The organism is Corynebacterium sp. LK33 (assembly GCF_014334955.1).
Taxonomy (GTDB): Bacteria; Actinomycetota; Actinomycetes; order Mycobacteriales; family Mycobacteriaceae; genus Corynebacterium; species Corynebacterium jeikeium_D.
Window position 1 is genome coordinate 335,865 of the sequence record NZ_PDGU01000026.1, and the last position, 16,660, is coordinate 352,524.

A 16,660-nucleotide genomic window follows, 5' to 3' on the forward strand; every position below is an offset into this window, starting at 1 on the left:
TCCCGAACCGTCAAGAGGAAAAAGTTAATAAGCTCGTGTAGGCTTATAGGTATGCGTAATAGAGATTATCGGCCCACTTTGCCTCAGTTACGTGCCTTTGTCGCGATTGCCGATACCGGTCACTTCGGTCAAGCCGCTGCCCGCCTCGGCATTTCACAGCCCAGCCTGTCACAAGCGCTTTCCACCCTTGAGCAGGGACTGGGGGTGCAGCTTGTAGAGCGTTCGACTCGCCGAGTGCTGGTGACGCCACTCGGTCGCGGTCTGATTCCATATGCCCGCCAAGCATCTGAAATTGTTGACGAGATTGTTGCTCGCGCCTCTGGCCGTACAGATGATTTGTCCGGACCACTATCCATTGGTGTTATCCCTACGGTTGCTCCATACGTGCTGCCCAACTTCCTCCAGTTGGTTCGTGACGAGCTGCCAGATCTAAAGCCTAGGATTGTCGAAGAGCCGACCGAGCGCCTCATCGAATCACTTCGCTCCGGCACCATTGATGCAGCCATCATGGCACTGCCATCCGATGTGCCTTCCTTTGAAGAGATTTACCTCTACGACGAGGAGTTCTACATCGTCGTGCCAGAGGATCATCCGCTGGCAGGTAAGGAAGACGTAAAGCTTGAGGCAATCAGGGACTTGGACTTGCTTCTGCTTGACGACGGTCATTGCCTGCGCGACCAGGTGTTGGATATTTGTCGCAAGGTCGATGCTGTTCACGGCGAGACCTCCAGCTTGGAAACACGGGCGGCTTCTCTATCCACCGTCGTGCAGTGTGTTGCCGGTGGGTTGGGGCAGTCGCTTGTACCGGAATCGGCTGTCAAGATTGAGGCCGACCGCCCCGGCCTGGCTGTTGCACGATTCGAAGGGCCGGCACGGCCGGGACGCACCATTGGGCTGGTTCACCGCGCATCATCGGTACGCGGCGGCGAGTTCAATCGAATTGCTGAACTGGTACGGCAGGCATACATGGACGCTGTTGCCTAAAGCTCTCTTGGCGCATGTTGCAATAGCGTACGAAATAAGCAAAAACCGGGCTGGCAGTTCCAGCCCGGTTTTTCGCGTTTATCCCTGAATAATTCGCAGCGATCCCAACCTGACCTCGCCGTATTCATCAGATGCAGCCAAGTCAACGTCCGCTTCAAAGCGCCAGCCGTGGTCGCCCTCAGGGTCATCGAGTATCTGGATCACATGCCATAGGCCCTCACCAGCCTTGCGGTCAATCGAAATCATATCGCCGCCGCGAGCCTTTGCATCGATCCCTAGGTCATCGTATTCATCGAAGTAGTCATCCATTGCGGCAGGCCAATCTGGCGCATCGTCGAGGTAGTTGTCCAGGTCGGCCAGCTCCTCCTCCTTTTCAAAGGCAAAGAGCTGCACGTGGCGAAACATGAGATTGCGCACCATACGGGTAAATGCACGTTCGTTGCCTGTAAGGGGCCGCGACTCGTCGGTGCCAAAAGCCGCTTCCTTGAGAGTTTCCTCGTCCAATGGCTTGTCCGGATCGGCCATTTGCGCCCATTCATCCACCAGGGAGTTATCCACCTGCACAACGAGCTCGCCGAGCCATTCCACAATGTCCCGAAGTTCCTCGTTAGCGGCTTCCGGTGGGAGAGTATGTCGCAAAGTGCGCCAGGCATCGGTGAGGTAGCGCAAGAAAATACCTTCAGAGCGGGCAATTCCGTACTCAGATACCACGTCCGAGAAAGTCATGGCCTTTTCCACCATCTCGCGCACTACTGACTTGGGCGACAGCGAAAATTCACGCACCCACGGGTGACCTTGAGCATAGGTGTCGAATGCACCCTCCAGCTCGTCGGCAAGCGGCATCGGCCATGTGATGTCTTCGACGATGTTCATACGTTCGGTGTAATCAACACCCTCGGCCTTGAGCGCGGCGATTTCTTCACCGCGTGCCTTTTTCTGCTGCGCGATGAGCAGTGGGCGAGGGTCTTCCAGAATTGACTCAAACACACTGATGACATCGAGTGCGTAGTTCGGGCTGTCCTTATCCAACAGTTCGAGCGCGGCGATGGCGAAAGGCGACAGCGGCTGATTGAGCGCGAAGTCACGCTGCAGCTCCATTGTCAGCTCGGGGCGGCAGTCATCGCCCTCGCCATGCGTGACGACGATTCCCGCGTTGACCAAACCGCGGTAGAGCTCAATTGCGGTCAGAATAGCCTCATTTTGCTGGTGGCGGGTGTCGTGATTGGTGCGCAGCAGATGACGCATGTGTTCGTAGGTATCGCCACCACGTGCAATGACGTTGAGCAACATACCGTTGGTAACTGCAAAGCGGCTGGTCAGCGGTTCCGGTGGCTGAGAAACGATTTTGTCGAAGGTCTTCTCCGACCATGTCACTTCGCCCTTGGGAACGGACTTCAGCCGCAACTTCTTCAGTTTGGCCTCATCCTGGCCGGCACGGCGCCGCAGCTTGGCGTTTTCGATTTCGTGTTCAGGTGCTTCGACAACTACGGTGCCCTCGGTGTCGTAGCCAGCACGGCCGGCGCGTCCAGCGATCTGGTGGAACTCGCGTGACTTGAGAATACGGCTACGACGGCCATCGAACTTGGCCAAACCGGTAATCAGCACCGTGCGAATAGGCACGTTAATGCCGACGCCGAGGGTATCCGTGCCACAGATGACCTTCAGCAGACCAGTCTGAGAGAGACGCTCAACCAAACGACGGTACTTCGGCAGCATTCCCGCATGGTGGACGCCAATGCCCTGGCGCACCAACTTGGAAAGAACTCGACCAAAGGCCGTGGTAAACCGGAAATCGCCAATCTCTTCGCGAATCCGCTCCTTCTCCTCCTTCGTCAGCAGCTTCAGACCGGTCAGTGCCTGAGCCTGTTCAGCTGCTTGGCGCTGGGAGAAAAAGACGATGTAGATTGGGGCTTTGCCGGATTCCAGCAACTCCGCCAGCGTGTCATGAACTGGTGTGTAGACATAGTGGAAATCCAGCGGTACCGGGCGCGTCGTACCTGTAACGAGGTTGACGTCGAGTCCCGTGCGTTCCTTCAAATCCGTCTCAAACTTTTGAGTATCGCCGAGAGTGGCGGACATCAACAGGAATTGGCAACGGGAAAGCTCGAGCAAGGGCACTTGCCATGCCCACCCGCGATCGGGATCCGCATAGAAGTGGAATTCATCCATTACCACCTGGTCAATATCGGCGTCGGCCCCGTCGCGCAGGGCGATATTGGCGACAATTTCCGCAGTTGCGCAGATGATGGGTGCACCACCGTTGACGGTGGCATCGCCGGTCATCATACCGACGTTCTCAGCGCCAAAGACCTCGCAGAGGGCAAAGAATTTCTCGCTGACCAAGGCCTTAATAGGCGCTGTGTAAAAGCTGCGCTGGCCACGAGCGAGGGCGCAGAAGTGGGCAGCAATAGCCACCATGGACTTGCCCGAACCTGTCGGAGTGGCAAGAATGACGTGGTCGCCACCAGCGAGACCAATAGCGGCCTCCTCCTGGGCCGGGTAGAGCGTGATGCCCTGATCCCTGGTCCAGGCAATGAACGAGTCCATAATCGCATCGTCGAAAAGGGACTCTGGAACCTCAGCTAGGTCGGGAAGCATTTCAGATAGTGACACGCTTCCCACCCTAGCGGTAACCCCGGATTAGAAGCGGAACCAGGGCTTCCAGCCGCGCCGACGGCGAGGTTGTTCCGGTTCACCGGATTCTTCGCTTTCCGCCTGCTCTTCCCGAGGCTGTTCTGACTCAGGCTGTTCGGCAGTGCCGTCTGCAGAAAACTCCGCAGACCTATCATCCGCCGAGGCCGACTCGGGTTCTTCCGAGTGTGCGTCAGTGTCCTCTGATGTAGTTGCCGAGGAATCCGAGTTGGCCGGGGTCTCCGCCTCGTCGTCAAGCGAGGAAGAATCCTCTACTGGGCGCAGCGGTTGAGAAGCGAGGAACCTTTCGAACTCAGCGCCAATCTCGTCGGCCGAAGGCATCTCGCCGTTAGGTCCAAGTAGGGGAGAAGTCTCCAGCTCTTGACGACGTTGAACTTCCTGGTCGTACTGTTCCTCGAGAAGATTGACCAGCTGAGAGACCTCGCCGGAATCATTCGTCTGCGTATTGAGCAGCTCCGCCACCCGCGCGGATTCCTTCTCCAACGCCTCAAGCGGGAGCTCGAGCTTGGCTAGTTTTGCTACCTCCTGCAACAGCCGCAGTGACGCCAGCGGATACTCAGAGGCCGCGACATAGTGTGGCACCTGTGCGGTGAAACCAAAGGCATCACAACCGCGGCTTGCGAGCTCGTACTCAATGTTCAGGCTCGCAGCACCCGGAACTGTGACGCGGTTTCCCCAGGTATGCATATCACCGAGTTTCTGCTTATCTGTGCCATGGGCGATGATGCCCAGTGGTCGGGTGTGCGGAACCGTCATCGGAGCCGAGTACAGCGACACAGTCCGACCGACATCGTAGCGCTCCGCCAACTCTGCAACGGCAGTCGAGAAAGCCTCCCACCGCATGTCTGGCTCAGGGCCAGAAAGCAGCAAGAACGGCTTACCGACGTTGTCGCGAACCACATTGAGTGACAGATTCAAATCGGATACATCCACAATCTGGTCGTGGTTCATCGTCACAGAGGGACGGCGAGAACGATAATCAATCAGCTCGTCGATAGAAAAGTTCACCAATGGACGGTGCTCGAGAGCATCCAAGAGGAAACTAGCTGATTCCGAGACGGCATTACCGGCATCCGCATAACCGCTAAGTGCAATGACCAGGGTCAGATGGCCCTCGCTTCCCGTTACGTCAGGAACCGGGAAAACTACCTCGTACATATTGCCCTGAGGCTTGTCGGTCGGATCACTCACGTACGACTACCTCCTGCATCACATTTTTCGTCATTTGAAGTAAACAACCACGATACCGCAGAAACTATTCCAGTTATCCACAAGTTGAAAGTAGTCCACAGATGGGCCGATTCTTCCGGTCGCGCACAAGCAAGGCTGTTGCGGATTCGATAACAATGAGAGCCACCAGATGGCGAGAGGATTGTCCGCTGTCGAGCTATTCCAATGGGGGAAAAGGGGTAAGGAATTAATGGGAAACAAACAGAACTTCGGTGCAGGACAAAAGCCTGAAATTGAGCCGAGTGTCTTTCTGACGAACCTGCCGGGAATCGTTGGATTCTATCCGCGGGGGCAGGTAGTGATTGCGGCGTTGTATCGTCAGCAGGTCGAAGATCTCATCGATGGCAAGGTCGAGTTTGATCCGACAGCGCATGCTGGCCCGATGCTGATTAAGGATGTGGCCTCGATGGAGAACAATCCTGACTTGGTGCGGGCAGCCGCGGACTTCCTGCTCGATGAAGGATGCACTCACGCAGATGTGTTTATCATCGACGAATCCTGGGGGATTGAAAAGGACTCCACACCTATTACAGGCTGGCTGCGAGAAGGCGGCCTGCATGAGGTGCGTTTGGCGGGCGTTGCCACTATTGCTGCGGGGGAAGTTGTCACGGACGAGCAGGGAGAGATCGTCGGCATTGTCGGTGACAGTCTGATGACCGACAATGCAAATCTAATCTCCCGGCAGGGAGAGCAGATTTTCAAAAACTATGAGGAGTACCGCAGCTATTTTCGAGGTGGCCAATTCCACGACAGTAAAGACAGGGCTCTGATTGAACGCCTCCGGGAACGAGCGACAGCCGTTGAGCAGCCGAGGAAGCTCAAAATTGGTTCGGACAATCCCGCGCTCATTGAGCACTTCGACATGCTCAAAACCGCCGTGGAAAACGTGGCCGATGGTGTGATGGATGCACATGAGGCGGTGCGCGATGAAAACGCAGGATATGCCATTGCAGCAGCACTGACCAACGTCACCTTGCGCGATATGTCCATGATTTTCATTACTACGCAGTTGGCGCAATCAATGGGAGAAATCTGGCGCGAGGCCGCAATCGTCCACCGCGGCAGCCTGCGTGCTAACGCTTTAGCGTGTTTTGCCATCGCAAAGTTCGCGGCTGGGCTGGAGAACTTTGCGCAAACAGCTCTCGATGAGGCAGCGGGGGAGCAACCGAATCATTCACTGACTCAGTTGCTGGAAATTGCGGTCGCCAATCAAATTGTGCCGAGGTGCGTCGGCACAATTCTTGGAGCAGCACAAGAGGTACTGCGCAGGGTATACAAGGTGAAAATGCCGCGTATTGATTAGCGACCCTGCAAGCTGTACTGCAGTACCTAGCGGTGCGCCGAGTGGGCTCGGTCGCCGAGGTTCTTGGTGTACTCCCATGCATCGGCGACGATGGTTTCAAGCTCCGTCTGGTTGGGCTTCCATCCGAGCTCGTCCATGGCACGCTGAGAAGAGGCAATAAGGGTTGCCGGATCACCGGCTCTACGCGGTGCATCCTCAGCGGGAATCGGGTGACCGGTGACCTTACGGCAGGTTTCAATGACCTGGCGAACTGAAAAGCCGTCGCCGGAACCGAGGTTAAAGATACGGTGGGTTCCCGGCGTGTTGGACTCTAGTGCCAAGACATGCGCATCGGCGAGGTCTTTGATGTGGATGTAGTCACGCACCGCGGTGCCGTCCGGAGTCGGCCAGTCATTGCCAAAGACCATAATCTTGTCGCGGTGACCGAGCGCAACCTGCAGTACCAGTGGGATGAGGTGAGTTTCCACCTCACGGTTTTCTCCAAAACCGCCCCAGGCACCCGCCACATTGAAATAACGCAAGCTGGTAGCGCCGATGTTGTATGCCTTGGCGTAAGAGGCGATGGCGTAGTCCATGGCCAGCTTGGTGGCACCGTAAGGGTTGGTCGGCGCGGTTGGCATGTCTTCGGTAATTGGTGTCTTCTCTGGCTCGCCGTAGGTTGCAGCTGTCGAAGAGAACACCAGGTTATTCGTACCGGTATCACGCATCGCGTCGAGTAGCTTCAGGGTTTGGCCCACATTGTTGTGCCAGTAGTCGGAAGGAACTTCGACAGACTCGCCAACAAGCGATTTCGCAGCGAAATGAACGACGCCGTCGAAGCTGTCGGAGGACAGAACCTCGTAGGCCTTGTCCGCCACATCGCCTTCGACTAGGGTCGCGCCCTCTGGCACCGCATCACGGTTGCCAACAGAGAAGTTGTCCAGAATGGTGACGTCGTGGCCAAGAGAAATCAATACTGCCGAGCACACGCTACCGACGTAGCCGGCACCACCAGTGACGAGGAGTTTCATTTGATAATCACCATGATTGCGTGAGACAGAGTATCCGGAATGTCAAGAGAATGATCACCACGGGCGAGAGTCACGCGGCCGGCGGCAACCTCGGCAAGTGCCTCAGTACCCGGCATAATTCCAGCCTTGTGGAGACGCTTCATGTAGCTCTGCTCGACCTGCAGGATTTCGTTAATCTGGACGATCTCAACGGTGTACTCGCCGGGGTTTAGATCGGACAGTCGGCGAACGTTCTCTAACGACTCTGGTGACCGAGTCCCACCGAGGTCTCCCAAACCGGGAATCGGATTGCCGAATGGGGAGCGTGTGTAAGAGTCAAGCACGTCGAGAAGTTTGCGCTCGACCTCGTCACTCATTACGTGCTCCCAGCGGCAGGCTTCGTCGTGAACCTTGTCCCATTCGAGGCCAATGACATCCGTAAGTAGGCGCTCAGCTAGGCGGTGCTTACGCATGACAGCCGTGGCCAGCCTGCGGCCCTCGTCGGAAAGCTGCAAGCTGCGATCTGGGGCAACTACGAGAAGGCCATCGCGCTCCATGCGCGCAACGGTTTGGCTAACGGTCGGCCCCGACTGCTCAAGGCGTTCGGCAATGCGAGCACGCAAAGGAATGATGCCCTCTTCTTCGAGTTCGAAAATCGTACGTAAGTACATTTCCGTGGTGTCAACCAAATCCCTCACGGTTTTCCTCCGATAACACAGTCTTAAAAGTTTTCACTCAAGTATTAGGATAACCACACTTGCGCAAGAAAGATGTTAGGGCTCGCAAATCTAGTGGCTTTGGTGCTGATTAGGCAGCGAAAAGCTTGGTTCGGTGGGCGCTGCTGAGGCGGAAGGGAGCGTACGCGATGTCGAAAGTTCGACGTGCAGACGAAAACGCCGACCGCCAGTGTGGATGAAACTCCGGCACGGGGTCGGCATTGAAGTCCAGCTCTATCTCAGGGCTGAAATTAGGAACCCTATCGATGTCACCGCCATGTGGCGTTAGTTTGCGTACTCACGCAGCTTGTCAGCACGGTCACCCTCGCGGAGCTTGGACATAACTTCCCGCTCAATCTGGCGGACGCGCTCGCGAGACAGGCCAAAGTGGCGGCCAATCTGATCCAGCGTGCGGGGCAGGCCATCGTCGAGACCGTAGCGGAGCTTAATAACTTCCTGCTCTCGAATCTCGAGAGTGGACAGAACCTTGCGGACATCGTGGTGACGCAGGGAAGCGACAACTGCCTCCTCGGCATCAGTTGCCTCTGAGTCCTCGATGAAGTCTCCCAGAGGAGCTTCCTCATCAGTGCCCACCGGCATGTCCAAGCTCACCGGGTCGCGGGACTGGCGCAGCAGCATCTCGATCTTGGCCTCTGGAATGCCGGATTCCTCTGCCAATTCCTCATTCGTAGCCTCACGGCCGAGTTGCTGGTAGAGCTCACGCTTGATACGAGAAATCTTGTTGACCTGCTCAACCAAATGAACAGGGAGGCGAATGGTGCGCGACTGATCAGCCATACCGCGGGTAATAGCTTGGCGAATCCACCACGTTGCGTAAGTGGAGAACTTGAAGCCCTTGGTGTAGTCGAACTTTTCCATGGCGCGGATGAGGCCCAAGTTGCCCTCCTGGATTAGATCCAGCAGAGGCATACCGCGGTTGGTGTAGCGCTTCGCCAGCGAGACCACAAGACGGAGATTGGCTTCGAGTAGGTGGGCGCGTGCAGCCTTACCTTCCTTTGCCAAAATCTTGACATCACGCTTCTTTGCGCGGGTCATTTTCGCGCCGGTCTGCAGCAAATGCTCGGCGTATACACCGGCTTCAATGCGCTTAGAAAGTTCCACCTCTTCTTCAGCGCTGAGAAGAGCAGTCTTTCCGATGCCGTTCAAATACACACGAACCAAATCGGCGGACGGATTGGAGTTATTGCCAGTGCGGCGCCCCTTGTCCCGTGGCTGACCTTCCAGTTCGTCATTTTGAATATCGGCACTCTTCATGAATCTGCCTCCTGGATTTTTAAGTGGACTCAATAACTACAACGCACGGAGTTACGGAAATGTTCCCGTGAAAGTTGATGAATGTCAATAGGGTAATTTTGCCATGCAAATATAATGTTAAGAAAAACTGCCGCGACTAGCATTCTACGAGAACTGTAAAGGGTCCATCATTGACGGATGCGACCTCCATCATCGCTCCAAATTGTCCCGTTTCGACCGTCAAGCCACGATTGCGCAAGTTCTCGACAATTTTTTCTATGACGGGTCCGGCCTCTGGGCCCGGAGCCGCGTCTACCCACGACGGCCGCCGTCCCTTCTTTGTCGCCCCCATCAACGTGAATTGGCTAACAACGAGCACCGGGGCGCCAGCGTCGACAGCGCTGAGCTCGCCATCCAGAATGCGCAGCTCCGCAATCTTGCGGGCCATCGTTTCCCAAGCATCGACAGTGTCCTCGCGGCCAACACCTACGAGCGCCAAAATGGCGCCGGTATCGCCTCCGTCAACGTGGCCAACAACGGAGCCGTCGACAGTGACTGACGCGGATTTAACTCGGGTGAGAACGGCTTTCATTTACTGTTTATCCTCCAAGAGCTCGGCGGGGAGAATCAGACCATGGCGAACCAAGTCAACGACGATGGGAACTAGGGCGTCCTTGATTGCAGGGACTTCGGACTCATCAAAGGCTCCAAACATTGCCATGATGTCGATGACGGAGCCCAGGGCAGCTTCGGGATGCAGTGCACCCAGGATGGTTGCGACGGACTCATCGATTGAGTGTGTCCAGGCGGGGCCGTCGGTGCGTGAGATGCGCGTATCGAACTCAGTGAAGCCCTGGCCGCTGTCGACGTCGGCAAGCGAAACGCGTTCTAAGGCGACGCCGGGTCGCACAGTAAAGGCAGCTTCGAGGATGGTGTTAGCAGTTTGTGCGCGAAGCCATTCTGCGCGGCCGAGATACTCCTGGGCTTCGGCGCCGAAAGGAGCGGCCAAAGGCTGCGGCATTTCTTCGCACACGGCGGAAGTCGGGCCGGCAATGCGTTGGACTGTGATGTAGCCGAACCCGATGCCTGTCACGCCGCTGTTGCGGAAGTGCTCCAGCCAGGCACGGGAGCGCTCGCAGCCCTCTGGGCTGCGGGGGTCGATGGACTCGTCTCGAAGCCAGGTGCCGATGTATTCCGCCGGCGTGGCGACATCTCGTTGTGTTACCCACACTTCGAGGCCTTCAGCAGGGAGCCAAGAGGCGATGCGCTGTTGCCAACTTTCGCCTTCGATATGGGCCCAAGCACCGAGCAGATGCGCCGTGCCGCCGTCGGTGAGATGGTCGGCCAGACCGCGGATCATAAGTTCGGTGGCACCGTCCAGATTCAATCCTGAGTCACGGTAAACATGTTCCACACTTGGCAGCCCTACGACGAACGGCGGGTTCGCCACAATGCGGTCAAACTTCTTGCCTGCAACCGGTTCAAACCACGAACCTTCGACGGCCTGCGCCTGGTCGAAGCCATTTGCGGCGAAAGTAGCGCGGGCAAAAAACAGCGCCCGGGGGTGAATGTCCGTCGCGACAATCGACTTTGCATCCGGCTGGGCAAGACTCTGGACGCCACAACCGGCACCGAGGTCGAGTACGGATTCCACCGCCGAGGTCGGCGAAATATCGAGGAGGGAGCGGGAAGCCCGCCCTACGCCCAAGACATGATCGGGTCCAGGAACGTGATCGCTCATAGAGGCATCGCGGTCGGAAAAGACAATACGGTCGACTCCCGCAATCTCGACCGGGCGCACATCGATACACACCTGTGCGTTGGTGGCGGTGCCGGCAAGTATGCCGCTGCCCAGTAACTTGGCTGTCAGCTCAGCCCCAAATAGCTGCTGTGCGTCGGCGAAATCGCCCAGGATGAAAAGACGCAACGCGGTCACAGTGTCCGCAGAAACGCCCTCAGTTTCGGTAAGTAGAACATCGACAACGCCGGGCTCACCGCGGTCCAGCGCGGCCAGTCCCTCGGCGCCTAGGACTTGACGCAGTGACTCACTGGAAAACTCAAGGCGCCTGAGCGCGGTGGCAAATTCCTCCGCACAGTCGACAAAATCACGAAGCTGCTGATCAGTCGGTGGGGTGAAGGTGGAGGGGGAAAAGGTCATCGTAGGCACTACCTTCGTCGTAAAGCGGGGCGGAGGGGCTAGTTAGGGGAGCTTGACGACGAATCGTCGTCTTCCGGCATATCGATGACATTTGCGTCATCGAAGGGATTTGAGGTGGTCTCGTTACCGGACTGCGTCGGTGCGTCGGTGTCTTCGGTACTGGCGGCAGAACCGAGCGCGCGCATCTCTGCTTCCTTGAGGGCGCGCTGGCGTTGCTGCTCCTCCCATTTGCGGTTTTGCTCGCGTACAACTCCAGGCTTGTAGACGCGCGGCTTACGCTTGTCAGCGGGTTCTCCAACGCCATTGGCGATGATAACCGCGATCCACGGCATGGGTACGGAGACGACCATGAGAATCGCTGCAATCCACGGCACATCCCACCACAGATAAAAAGCGCCGGAAAGAAGCAGCAGCGGAATGCGAGACCATTGCAGAGCCGCGTAGACGTGGCGGCGGTGGTCATAGTTGCGAATCCGAGAGCCGCGGGCGTCGGTAATCAACGCCGCGTCTTTCTTGCGTCGCCGGGAACTTCCGCGTTTCGGCAGCGCGGAGTCGCGACGGTCATTGATTCGCGCCATGGTTGTCTAGCATACGCCTGTGGCGTGGGGTCGTCTCAACTAGCTATGTCCGTTGCAGCCGCATGCTCGCGTAGTCGTAGCGATGTTGTGGATGGCTGTGGAAGGCAGCAGTCAGCAGCGGCCAGCACCTGGGTCACTGGGCATAATTTGACCGATGGGGCACAATTGGAATCTGTGAGCACTCCATTGAAGACGACAAAGACGATTGAACGCACCGATACCCGCGTCGATGAGTCGACGAGGGACGATACCCCGAAGTTCTTCCATTACGTCAAGAAGGACCAGATCGTGAACTCCGCGGTCAACGGCTCCTACGTCGTTGCTCTGTGCGGTGAAACCTTCCCTGTGAAGAAGTCAGCGAAGCCGGGTTCACCGGTATGCCCTGACTGCGAGCGGATTTACAAATCCCTGCGTCGCAAGTGAGCGGGCTTCGTAAATGGCAGCAGGAGGCTCTCGACAAATACCTGGCGACTAACCCCAAGGACTTCCTTGCAGTGGCGACACCGGGCGCAGGTAAGACGACCTTCGCCCTGCGTATCGCCAGTGAGTTGCTGTCGCGCCGGATTGTCGAGCGCATCATCGTCGTAGTTCCCACTGAACACCTGAAAGTGCAGTGGGCTGCTTCTGCTGCTCGTTCGGGGATTGCGTTGGATCCCAAATTCTCTAACGCCAAGGGTGTGGTAAACCCCTCCTACCAGGGAATTGTTGTGACCTACGCCCAAGTCGCAGTGCATCCGTTTAAGCACCATGCCGTAGCCACCGCTCGGCCGACATTGGTGATTCTGGACGAGGTGCACCACGGCGGCGATGCCAAGAGCTGGGGCGACGGTATTTCCGAAGCTTACGGCGATGTCGAACGCCGCCTGTGCCTAACTGGTACGCCGTTCCGCTCCGATGACGCGGCGATTCCGTTTGTTCGCTACTCGCCGGACGGCGATGGTTACTCGCGTTCCGTCGCCGATTACACGTACGGCTATTCCAATGCGCTTGCCGACGGCGTCGTGCGCCCAGTGGTCTTTTTGGCTTATTCCGGTGAAGCTCGCTGGCGTGATAGCGCGGGTGATGAGTTCGCTGCGCGACTGGGCACCGTGATGAGCCCAGAGGAGACCACGCGTGCTTGGCGCACCGCGCTTGACCCAAAGGGCGAGTGGATGCCATCTGTGCTGCGGGCAGCGCACACCCGGCTCTCGCAGATGAGGCAGCATATCCCGGACGCGGGTGGCCTAGTTATCGCCTCCGATGCGGCAACTGCCCGTGCGTACAAACGCATTCTCGAGCAGATTGCCTCTACGCCGGTGGCGTTAGTGCTCTCGGATGAACCGGGCTCGTCGGAACGAATCAAGACTTTCTCCGAGTCCACCGATGAGTGGATGGTGGCCGTGCGCATGGTCTCCGAAGGCGTGGACGTGCCGAGGCTGGCGGTCGGCGTGTACGCGACCAGTTCCTCGACTCCACTATTCTTCGCGCAGGCTATCGGACGATTCGTGCGAAGCCGCATGCCGGGGGAGACCGCTTCGGTCTTCTTGCCGTCGATTCCGGTGCTGCTCGACTTGGCCTCGCAGATGGAGGTGCAGCGCAACCACGTGCTCGGCAAGCCGGATCGGCCTTCGGAAGGCTGGGAGGATGACTTGGTCGCTGAGGCCAATCGCCGCAAGGATGAGCCCGACGAATTGCTGCCGGCCTACGAATCCATTGGCGCGGATGCTGAACTCGACTACCTCATCTACGACGGCTCCTCCTACGGCACCGCAACCGTTGCCGGTTCCGCCGAAGAGGCCGATTATCTGGGTTTGCCAGGGCTTCTCGACGCCGATCAGATGCGACTCTTGCTGCGTCAGCGGCAGGATGAACAGCTTAAAGCCGCCAGTGCCCGAGAGAAGGAAGCCCGCGAGGAGGCGAGGGAATCGTCGTCAAGCGGAGGCGAAGGGGGCGCGGTGCACCGCATTGAAGGATCGGCGTACCCAAGGCCGCAGAAGGTGGCCAGTGAGGTGTTGCCGAAGTTACGGAAGGAGCTCAATACGCTGGTGTCGATGACAGCGGCGCGAACCGGTAAGCCACATGGTCAAGTGCATAACGAGGTTCGGCGCGCCTGTGGTGGCCCGCCGACTGCGCTATGTACGGAGGAACAGTTGCGTGATCGCATCAGCTACCTGCGTAATTGGTAGGGTTTCAAACGAACTGAGCAATCTATCGGGCAAATTATGGTGGAGAGAAGAATGTCGGCAAGCAGTGATAAGTCGAGGCCGTCGGAATTGACCGGCGGTGGTTTGTCAGCTGTACCAGGCAATGACGGTCGGACTATTGGCGTGCTGGCACTGATCTTTGGCGTCGGCGGACTCTTGATGTCCTGGATGATTGTTGGTGGCATCCTCGGTGTCTTTGGCATTGTTCTGGGCATCATCGCGATTGCGAAGGCAATGAGTGCTAAGAAACGCGTGCAGGCAGCTGGGGGAGACGCGGTCATCAGCGGTTCGTTCGGATTGGGCGTGGTCGGCATTGTGACGGGTATCGCAGCCGCCGTGGTGTCGCTGATGTTGTATTCGTCGACATCAGATGCGATGTCGAAGTGCGAGAAGTTCGAGCGCACCTCGGGAGAGTATGCCGAGTGCATCTCTAAGCAGATGGGTACTGATCAGCCAAAGAAGCAATCGGAGTGAATTCGGAAGCGACATCAATGGCGGTCTTACTTTGTGCCCGGAGTTTTCGGTCAACGCCAAATACGCAATCAGGAAATGAGCTAACCCCGTAATCCACCCCCGAAGCCCAACTGCCTGCAGTTTCGGCCGGGGGTTTCTTAGCGAAATCTCATATCTGGCCGAGTGTTGGTAATGATATTGGTGTCAGAAAGTACCCACATTTGGCATCCCCTACATGCGGTAAACGTTTGAACATGCGTGCAATACAGGATGTCTGCTGATTATTAAATAGGAGCGTGAATCGTGGCAGCGACATCTACGCGCGACAACTCCCCGGAACTGTCACCTGGCCAACAAGACCGTGGATACCTCAGCCGGGAGCTTTTCCGTAAGCGCACCGGTCTAGGACTCGGTATCATCCTGGCCCTGCTCGTGTACTTCTTTATGCCGGCTGAGCTCGATCACAACCTGCGTGCAACCGCAGGCGTAGCAGTGCTTATGGCCGTGTGGTGGATGTCCGAGGCTATCCCGATTGCCGTTACGGCTCTGCTGCCGCTGGCTCTATTCCCGATTCTCAACCTCGCGGAGATTAAGGATTTCTCGGGCAAGTACACAGACCCGACTATCTTCCTCTTTATGGGCGGCTTCCTGTTGGCGCTGGCGATGCAGCGTTGGAACCTCCACAAGCGCGTCGCATTGTGGGTTCTGGTGCTCATGGGGTCGTCACCAAAGATGCTGATTCTCGGCTTCATGGTGGCTACTGGCTTCCTGTCGATGTGGGTCTCCAACACGGCCACGGCCGTGATGATGCTGCCAATCGGTGTGTCCGTCCTGAGCCTCATTGTCCGAATGCTGCACGATGAAAAGGTTGCTGCAGAGGATACGGGCTCTGCGAGCGAATCCGTCGCTGAAACCCCCGGTGGGGATGCGCTGGAGGAGGCCGAGGAGTCGTCGTCAAGCTATGACCCGATGCCAAAGTCGAACTTCGGTATCGCGCTGATGCTGGGTATCGCTTACGCGGCATCGATTGGTTCGCTGGGCACCATTATTGGTACTCCGCCGAACGCTATGCTGGCGGCCTACATGGCGGAGCAAGGCGTCAATATTGGGTTTGGCCAGTGGATGCTGCTCGGTGTCCCGGTGGCGATTGTGCTCATGTTCTGTGCCTGGTTCCTGTTGACGAACGTGCTGTTCAAGCCGGAGATTACGCACATTCCGGGTGGCCGCGAACTCATGCGTGATGAACTCAAGCGCCTCGGTCGTATGTCGGCTGGTGAGCGTCGCGTGCTCATGGTGTTTATCGCGGCTGCGCTGGCGTGGGTCTTTGTTCCGGTGCTGCTGCCCGACACCAAGATTGCCGATGCGGTTATCGCAATGACCGTGGGTATTGCGCTGTTCATTATTCCGGGCGGTCCTGATGGCGTTAAGCTTATGCGTTGGGAAAATGCGTTAGAGCTGCCGTGGGGCGTGCTGCTGCTGTTCGGTGGTGGCCTGGCACTGTCCTCGCAGTTCGGTGCCTCTGGGCTGTCGGACTGGATTGGCGAGCAGCTGTCTACCCTCGGCTGGATGCCAGTGGCTGCACTCGTAGTTGTCGTCGGTGCCGTTGTTCTGTTCCTGACCGAGTTCACTTCTAACACAGCGACGGCTGCGACCTTCCTGCCGTTGGTAGGTGCCATGGCTATCGGTCTGGGCCACGACCAGATGATTTTCGCCGTACCAGTTGCACTGGCAGCTACTTCGGCCTTCATGATGCCGGTTGCAACACCGCCGAACGCCATCGCCTACGGCTCCGGCTACGTCAGCATGGACAACATGGTCAAGGCCGGTGTCTGGCTGAACGTCGTCGCACTGATCGTGATTTCTGTGGCATCGCTGACGCTGCTGCAGTGGGTATTCGGCGTCGTGTACTAGCTGGGTATGTAGTAGCCCGTAGTGGATGGTGGAGCAGTGCTCTGAACCGCCACCGGGCTTCTCCGCCTAGCGTTGCTCAGATGCTCCTTCGCCCCGTTCCACTTTGGTGGTTCGGGGCTTTTGGCTGCAAATGTGAAACTGTGTGAGTTTATGACACTTTCAGGTCATTTTTGACATAAACGCAGTCAGTAACCCGCTGGCCCTGACCCTAGCCCCCCCTTAAAGAGAACCGGGCCCGAAAAAGGTGTA

At 57.4% G+C, this 16,660-nt stretch carries 14 protein-coding genes; 6 read left to right on the top strand and 8 right to left on the bottom strand.

Annotated features, from left to right (window positions below; genetic code table 11):
• The first annotated feature begins 51 nt into the window (after positions 1 to 51).
• Positions 52 to 984, top strand: coding sequence for a hydrogen peroxide-inducible genes activator (locus tag CRD20_RS10365; RefSeq protein ID WP_048733293.1), 933 nt, complete (start codon positions 52 to 54; stop codon positions 982 to 984).
• Positions 985 to 1,062: 78 nt separating this feature from the next.
• On the opposite strand, the gene CRD20_RS10370 is transcribed toward CRD20_RS10365, so the two are convergent.
• Positions 1,063 to 3,582, bottom strand: coding sequence for an RNA helicase (locus tag CRD20_RS10370; RefSeq protein ID WP_101687551.1), 2,520 nt, complete (start codon positions 3,580 to 3,582; stop codon positions 1,063 to 1,065).
• A gap of 42 nt (positions 3,583 to 3,624) precedes the next feature.
• On the bottom strand, positions 3,625 to 4,827 hold the full coding sequence (locus tag CRD20_RS10375) for a PAC2 family protein (RefSeq protein ID WP_069358727.1): 1,203 nt from the start codon (positions 4,825 to 4,827) through the stop codon (positions 3,625 to 3,627).
• 229 nt (positions 4,828 to 5,056) lie between these two features.
• Between CRD20_RS10375 and CRD20_RS10380 the strand changes: the two genes are divergently transcribed.
• Entirely contained in the window at positions 5,057 to 6,169 is a 1,113-nt protein-coding gene (locus CRD20_RS10380) for a DUF4192 domain-containing protein (RefSeq protein WP_224433120.1), read from the top strand.
• Positions 6,170 to 6,195: 26 nt separating this feature from the next.
• On the opposite strand, the gene galE is transcribed toward CRD20_RS10380, so the two are convergent.
• The 6 genes from galE to CRD20_RS10410 all read right to left on the bottom strand — a co-directional run bounded on the left by galE (position 6,196) and on the right by CRD20_RS10410 (position 11,864).
• Positions 6,196 to 7,179 (bottom strand): UDP-glucose 4-epimerase GalE, encoded by a 984-nt coding sequence (galE, locus tag CRD20_RS10385; protein WP_069358725.1) that lies wholly within the window; start codon positions 7,177 to 7,179, stop codon positions 6,196 to 6,198.
• Positions 7,176 to 7,856 (bottom strand): metal-dependent transcriptional regulator, encoded by a 681-nt coding sequence (locus CRD20_RS10390; protein ID WP_069358724.1) that lies wholly within the window; start codon positions 7,854 to 7,856, stop codon positions 7,176 to 7,178. Before CRD20_RS10390 ends, galE begins: the two co-directional genes overlap by 4 nt.
• 303 nt (positions 7,857 to 8,159) lie before the next feature.
• Positions 8,160 to 9,149 carry a sigma-70 family RNA polymerase sigma factor gene (locus tag CRD20_RS10395; RefSeq protein ID WP_016422644.1) on the bottom strand — a complete coding sequence of 330 codons (990 nt, stop codon included), beginning with the start codon at positions 9,147 to 9,149 and terminating at the stop codon, positions 8,160 to 8,162.
• A 136-nt stretch (positions 9,150 to 9,285) separates the two neighbouring features.
• Positions 9,286 to 9,720, bottom strand: coding sequence for a D-aminoacyl-tRNA deacylase (gene dtd, locus CRD20_RS10400; RefSeq protein ID WP_187405353.1), 435 nt, complete (start codon positions 9,718 to 9,720; stop codon positions 9,286 to 9,288).
• Positions 9,721 to 11,286, bottom strand: a complete 1,566-nt coding sequence (locus tag CRD20_RS10405; protein WP_187405354.1) for a methyltransferase — start codon at positions 11,284 to 11,286, stop codon at positions 9,721 to 9,723.
• Positions 11,287 to 11,324: 38 nt separating this feature from the next.
• Positions 11,325 to 11,864, bottom strand: a complete 540-nt coding sequence (locus CRD20_RS10410) for a DUF3099 domain-containing protein (RefSeq protein WP_187405355.1) — start codon at positions 11,862 to 11,864, stop codon at positions 11,325 to 11,327.
• Positions 11,865 to 12,038: 174 nt separating this feature from the next.
• Here CRD20_RS10410 and CRD20_RS10415 point away from each other — a divergent pair, with 174 nt between their 5' ends.
• From CRD20_RS10415 to CRD20_RS10430, 4 genes are all read left to right on the top strand, one after another.
• The gene (locus tag CRD20_RS10415) at positions 12,039 to 12,287 is read left to right on the top strand and encodes a DUF3039 domain-containing protein (RefSeq protein WP_005509477.1); all 249 of its coding nucleotides are present in this window, start codon (positions 12,039 to 12,041) and stop codon (positions 12,285 to 12,287) included.
• Entirely contained in the window at positions 12,284 to 14,029 is a 1,746-nt protein-coding gene (locus CRD20_RS10420; RefSeq protein ID WP_016422648.1) for a DEAD/DEAH box helicase, read from the top strand. Before CRD20_RS10415 ends, CRD20_RS10420 begins: the two co-directional genes overlap by 4 nt.
• A 51-nt stretch (positions 14,030 to 14,080) precedes the next feature.
• Positions 14,081 to 14,521 (top strand): hypothetical protein, encoded by a 441-nt coding sequence (locus CRD20_RS10425; protein ID WP_070602507.1) that lies wholly within the window; start codon positions 14,081 to 14,083, stop codon positions 14,519 to 14,521.
• A gap of 282 nt (positions 14,522 to 14,803) precedes the next feature.
• A complete protein-coding gene (locus CRD20_RS10430) occupies positions 14,804 to 16,411 on the top strand; it encodes a DASS family sodium-coupled anion symporter (protein WP_070602509.1) in 1,608 nt (535 codons plus the stop codon).
• Positions 16,412 to 16,660 lie beyond the last annotated feature (249 nt).

Coding starts and splice junctions, on each gene's coding strand:
- CRD20_RS10370 (WP_101687551.1), bottom strand. CDS start 3,582: ATGCTTCCCGACCTAGCTGAGGTTCCAGAGTCCCTTTTCGACGATGCG.
- CRD20_RS10425 (WP_070602507.1), top strand. CDS start 14,081: ATGTCGGCAAGCAGTGATAAGTCGAGGCCGTCGGAATTGACCGGCGGT.
- CRD20_RS10365 (WP_048733293.1), top strand. CDS start 52: ATGCGTAATAGAGATTATCGGCCCACTTTGCCTCAGTTACGTGCCTTT.
- CRD20_RS10410 (WP_187405355.1), bottom strand. CDS start 11,864: ATGGCGCGAATCAATGACCGTCGCGACTCCGCGCTGCCGAAACGCGGA.
- CRD20_RS10405 (WP_187405354.1), bottom strand. CDS start 11,286: ATGACCTTTTCCCCCTCCACCTTCACCCCACCGACTGATCAGCAGCTT.
- galE (WP_069358725.1), bottom strand. CDS start 7,179: ATGAAACTCCTCGTCACTGGTGGTGCCGGCTACGTCGGTAGCGTGTGC.
- CRD20_RS10380 (WP_224433120.1), top strand. CDS start 5,057: ATGGGAAACAAACAGAACTTCGGTGCAGGACAAAAGCCTGAAATTGAG.
- dtd (WP_187405353.1), bottom strand. CDS start 9,720: ATGAAAGCCGTTCTCACCCGAGTTAAATCCGCGTCAGTCACTGTCGAC.
- CRD20_RS10395 (WP_016422644.1), bottom strand. CDS start 9,149: ATGAAGAGTGCCGATATTCAAAATGACGAACTGGAAGGTCAGCCACGG.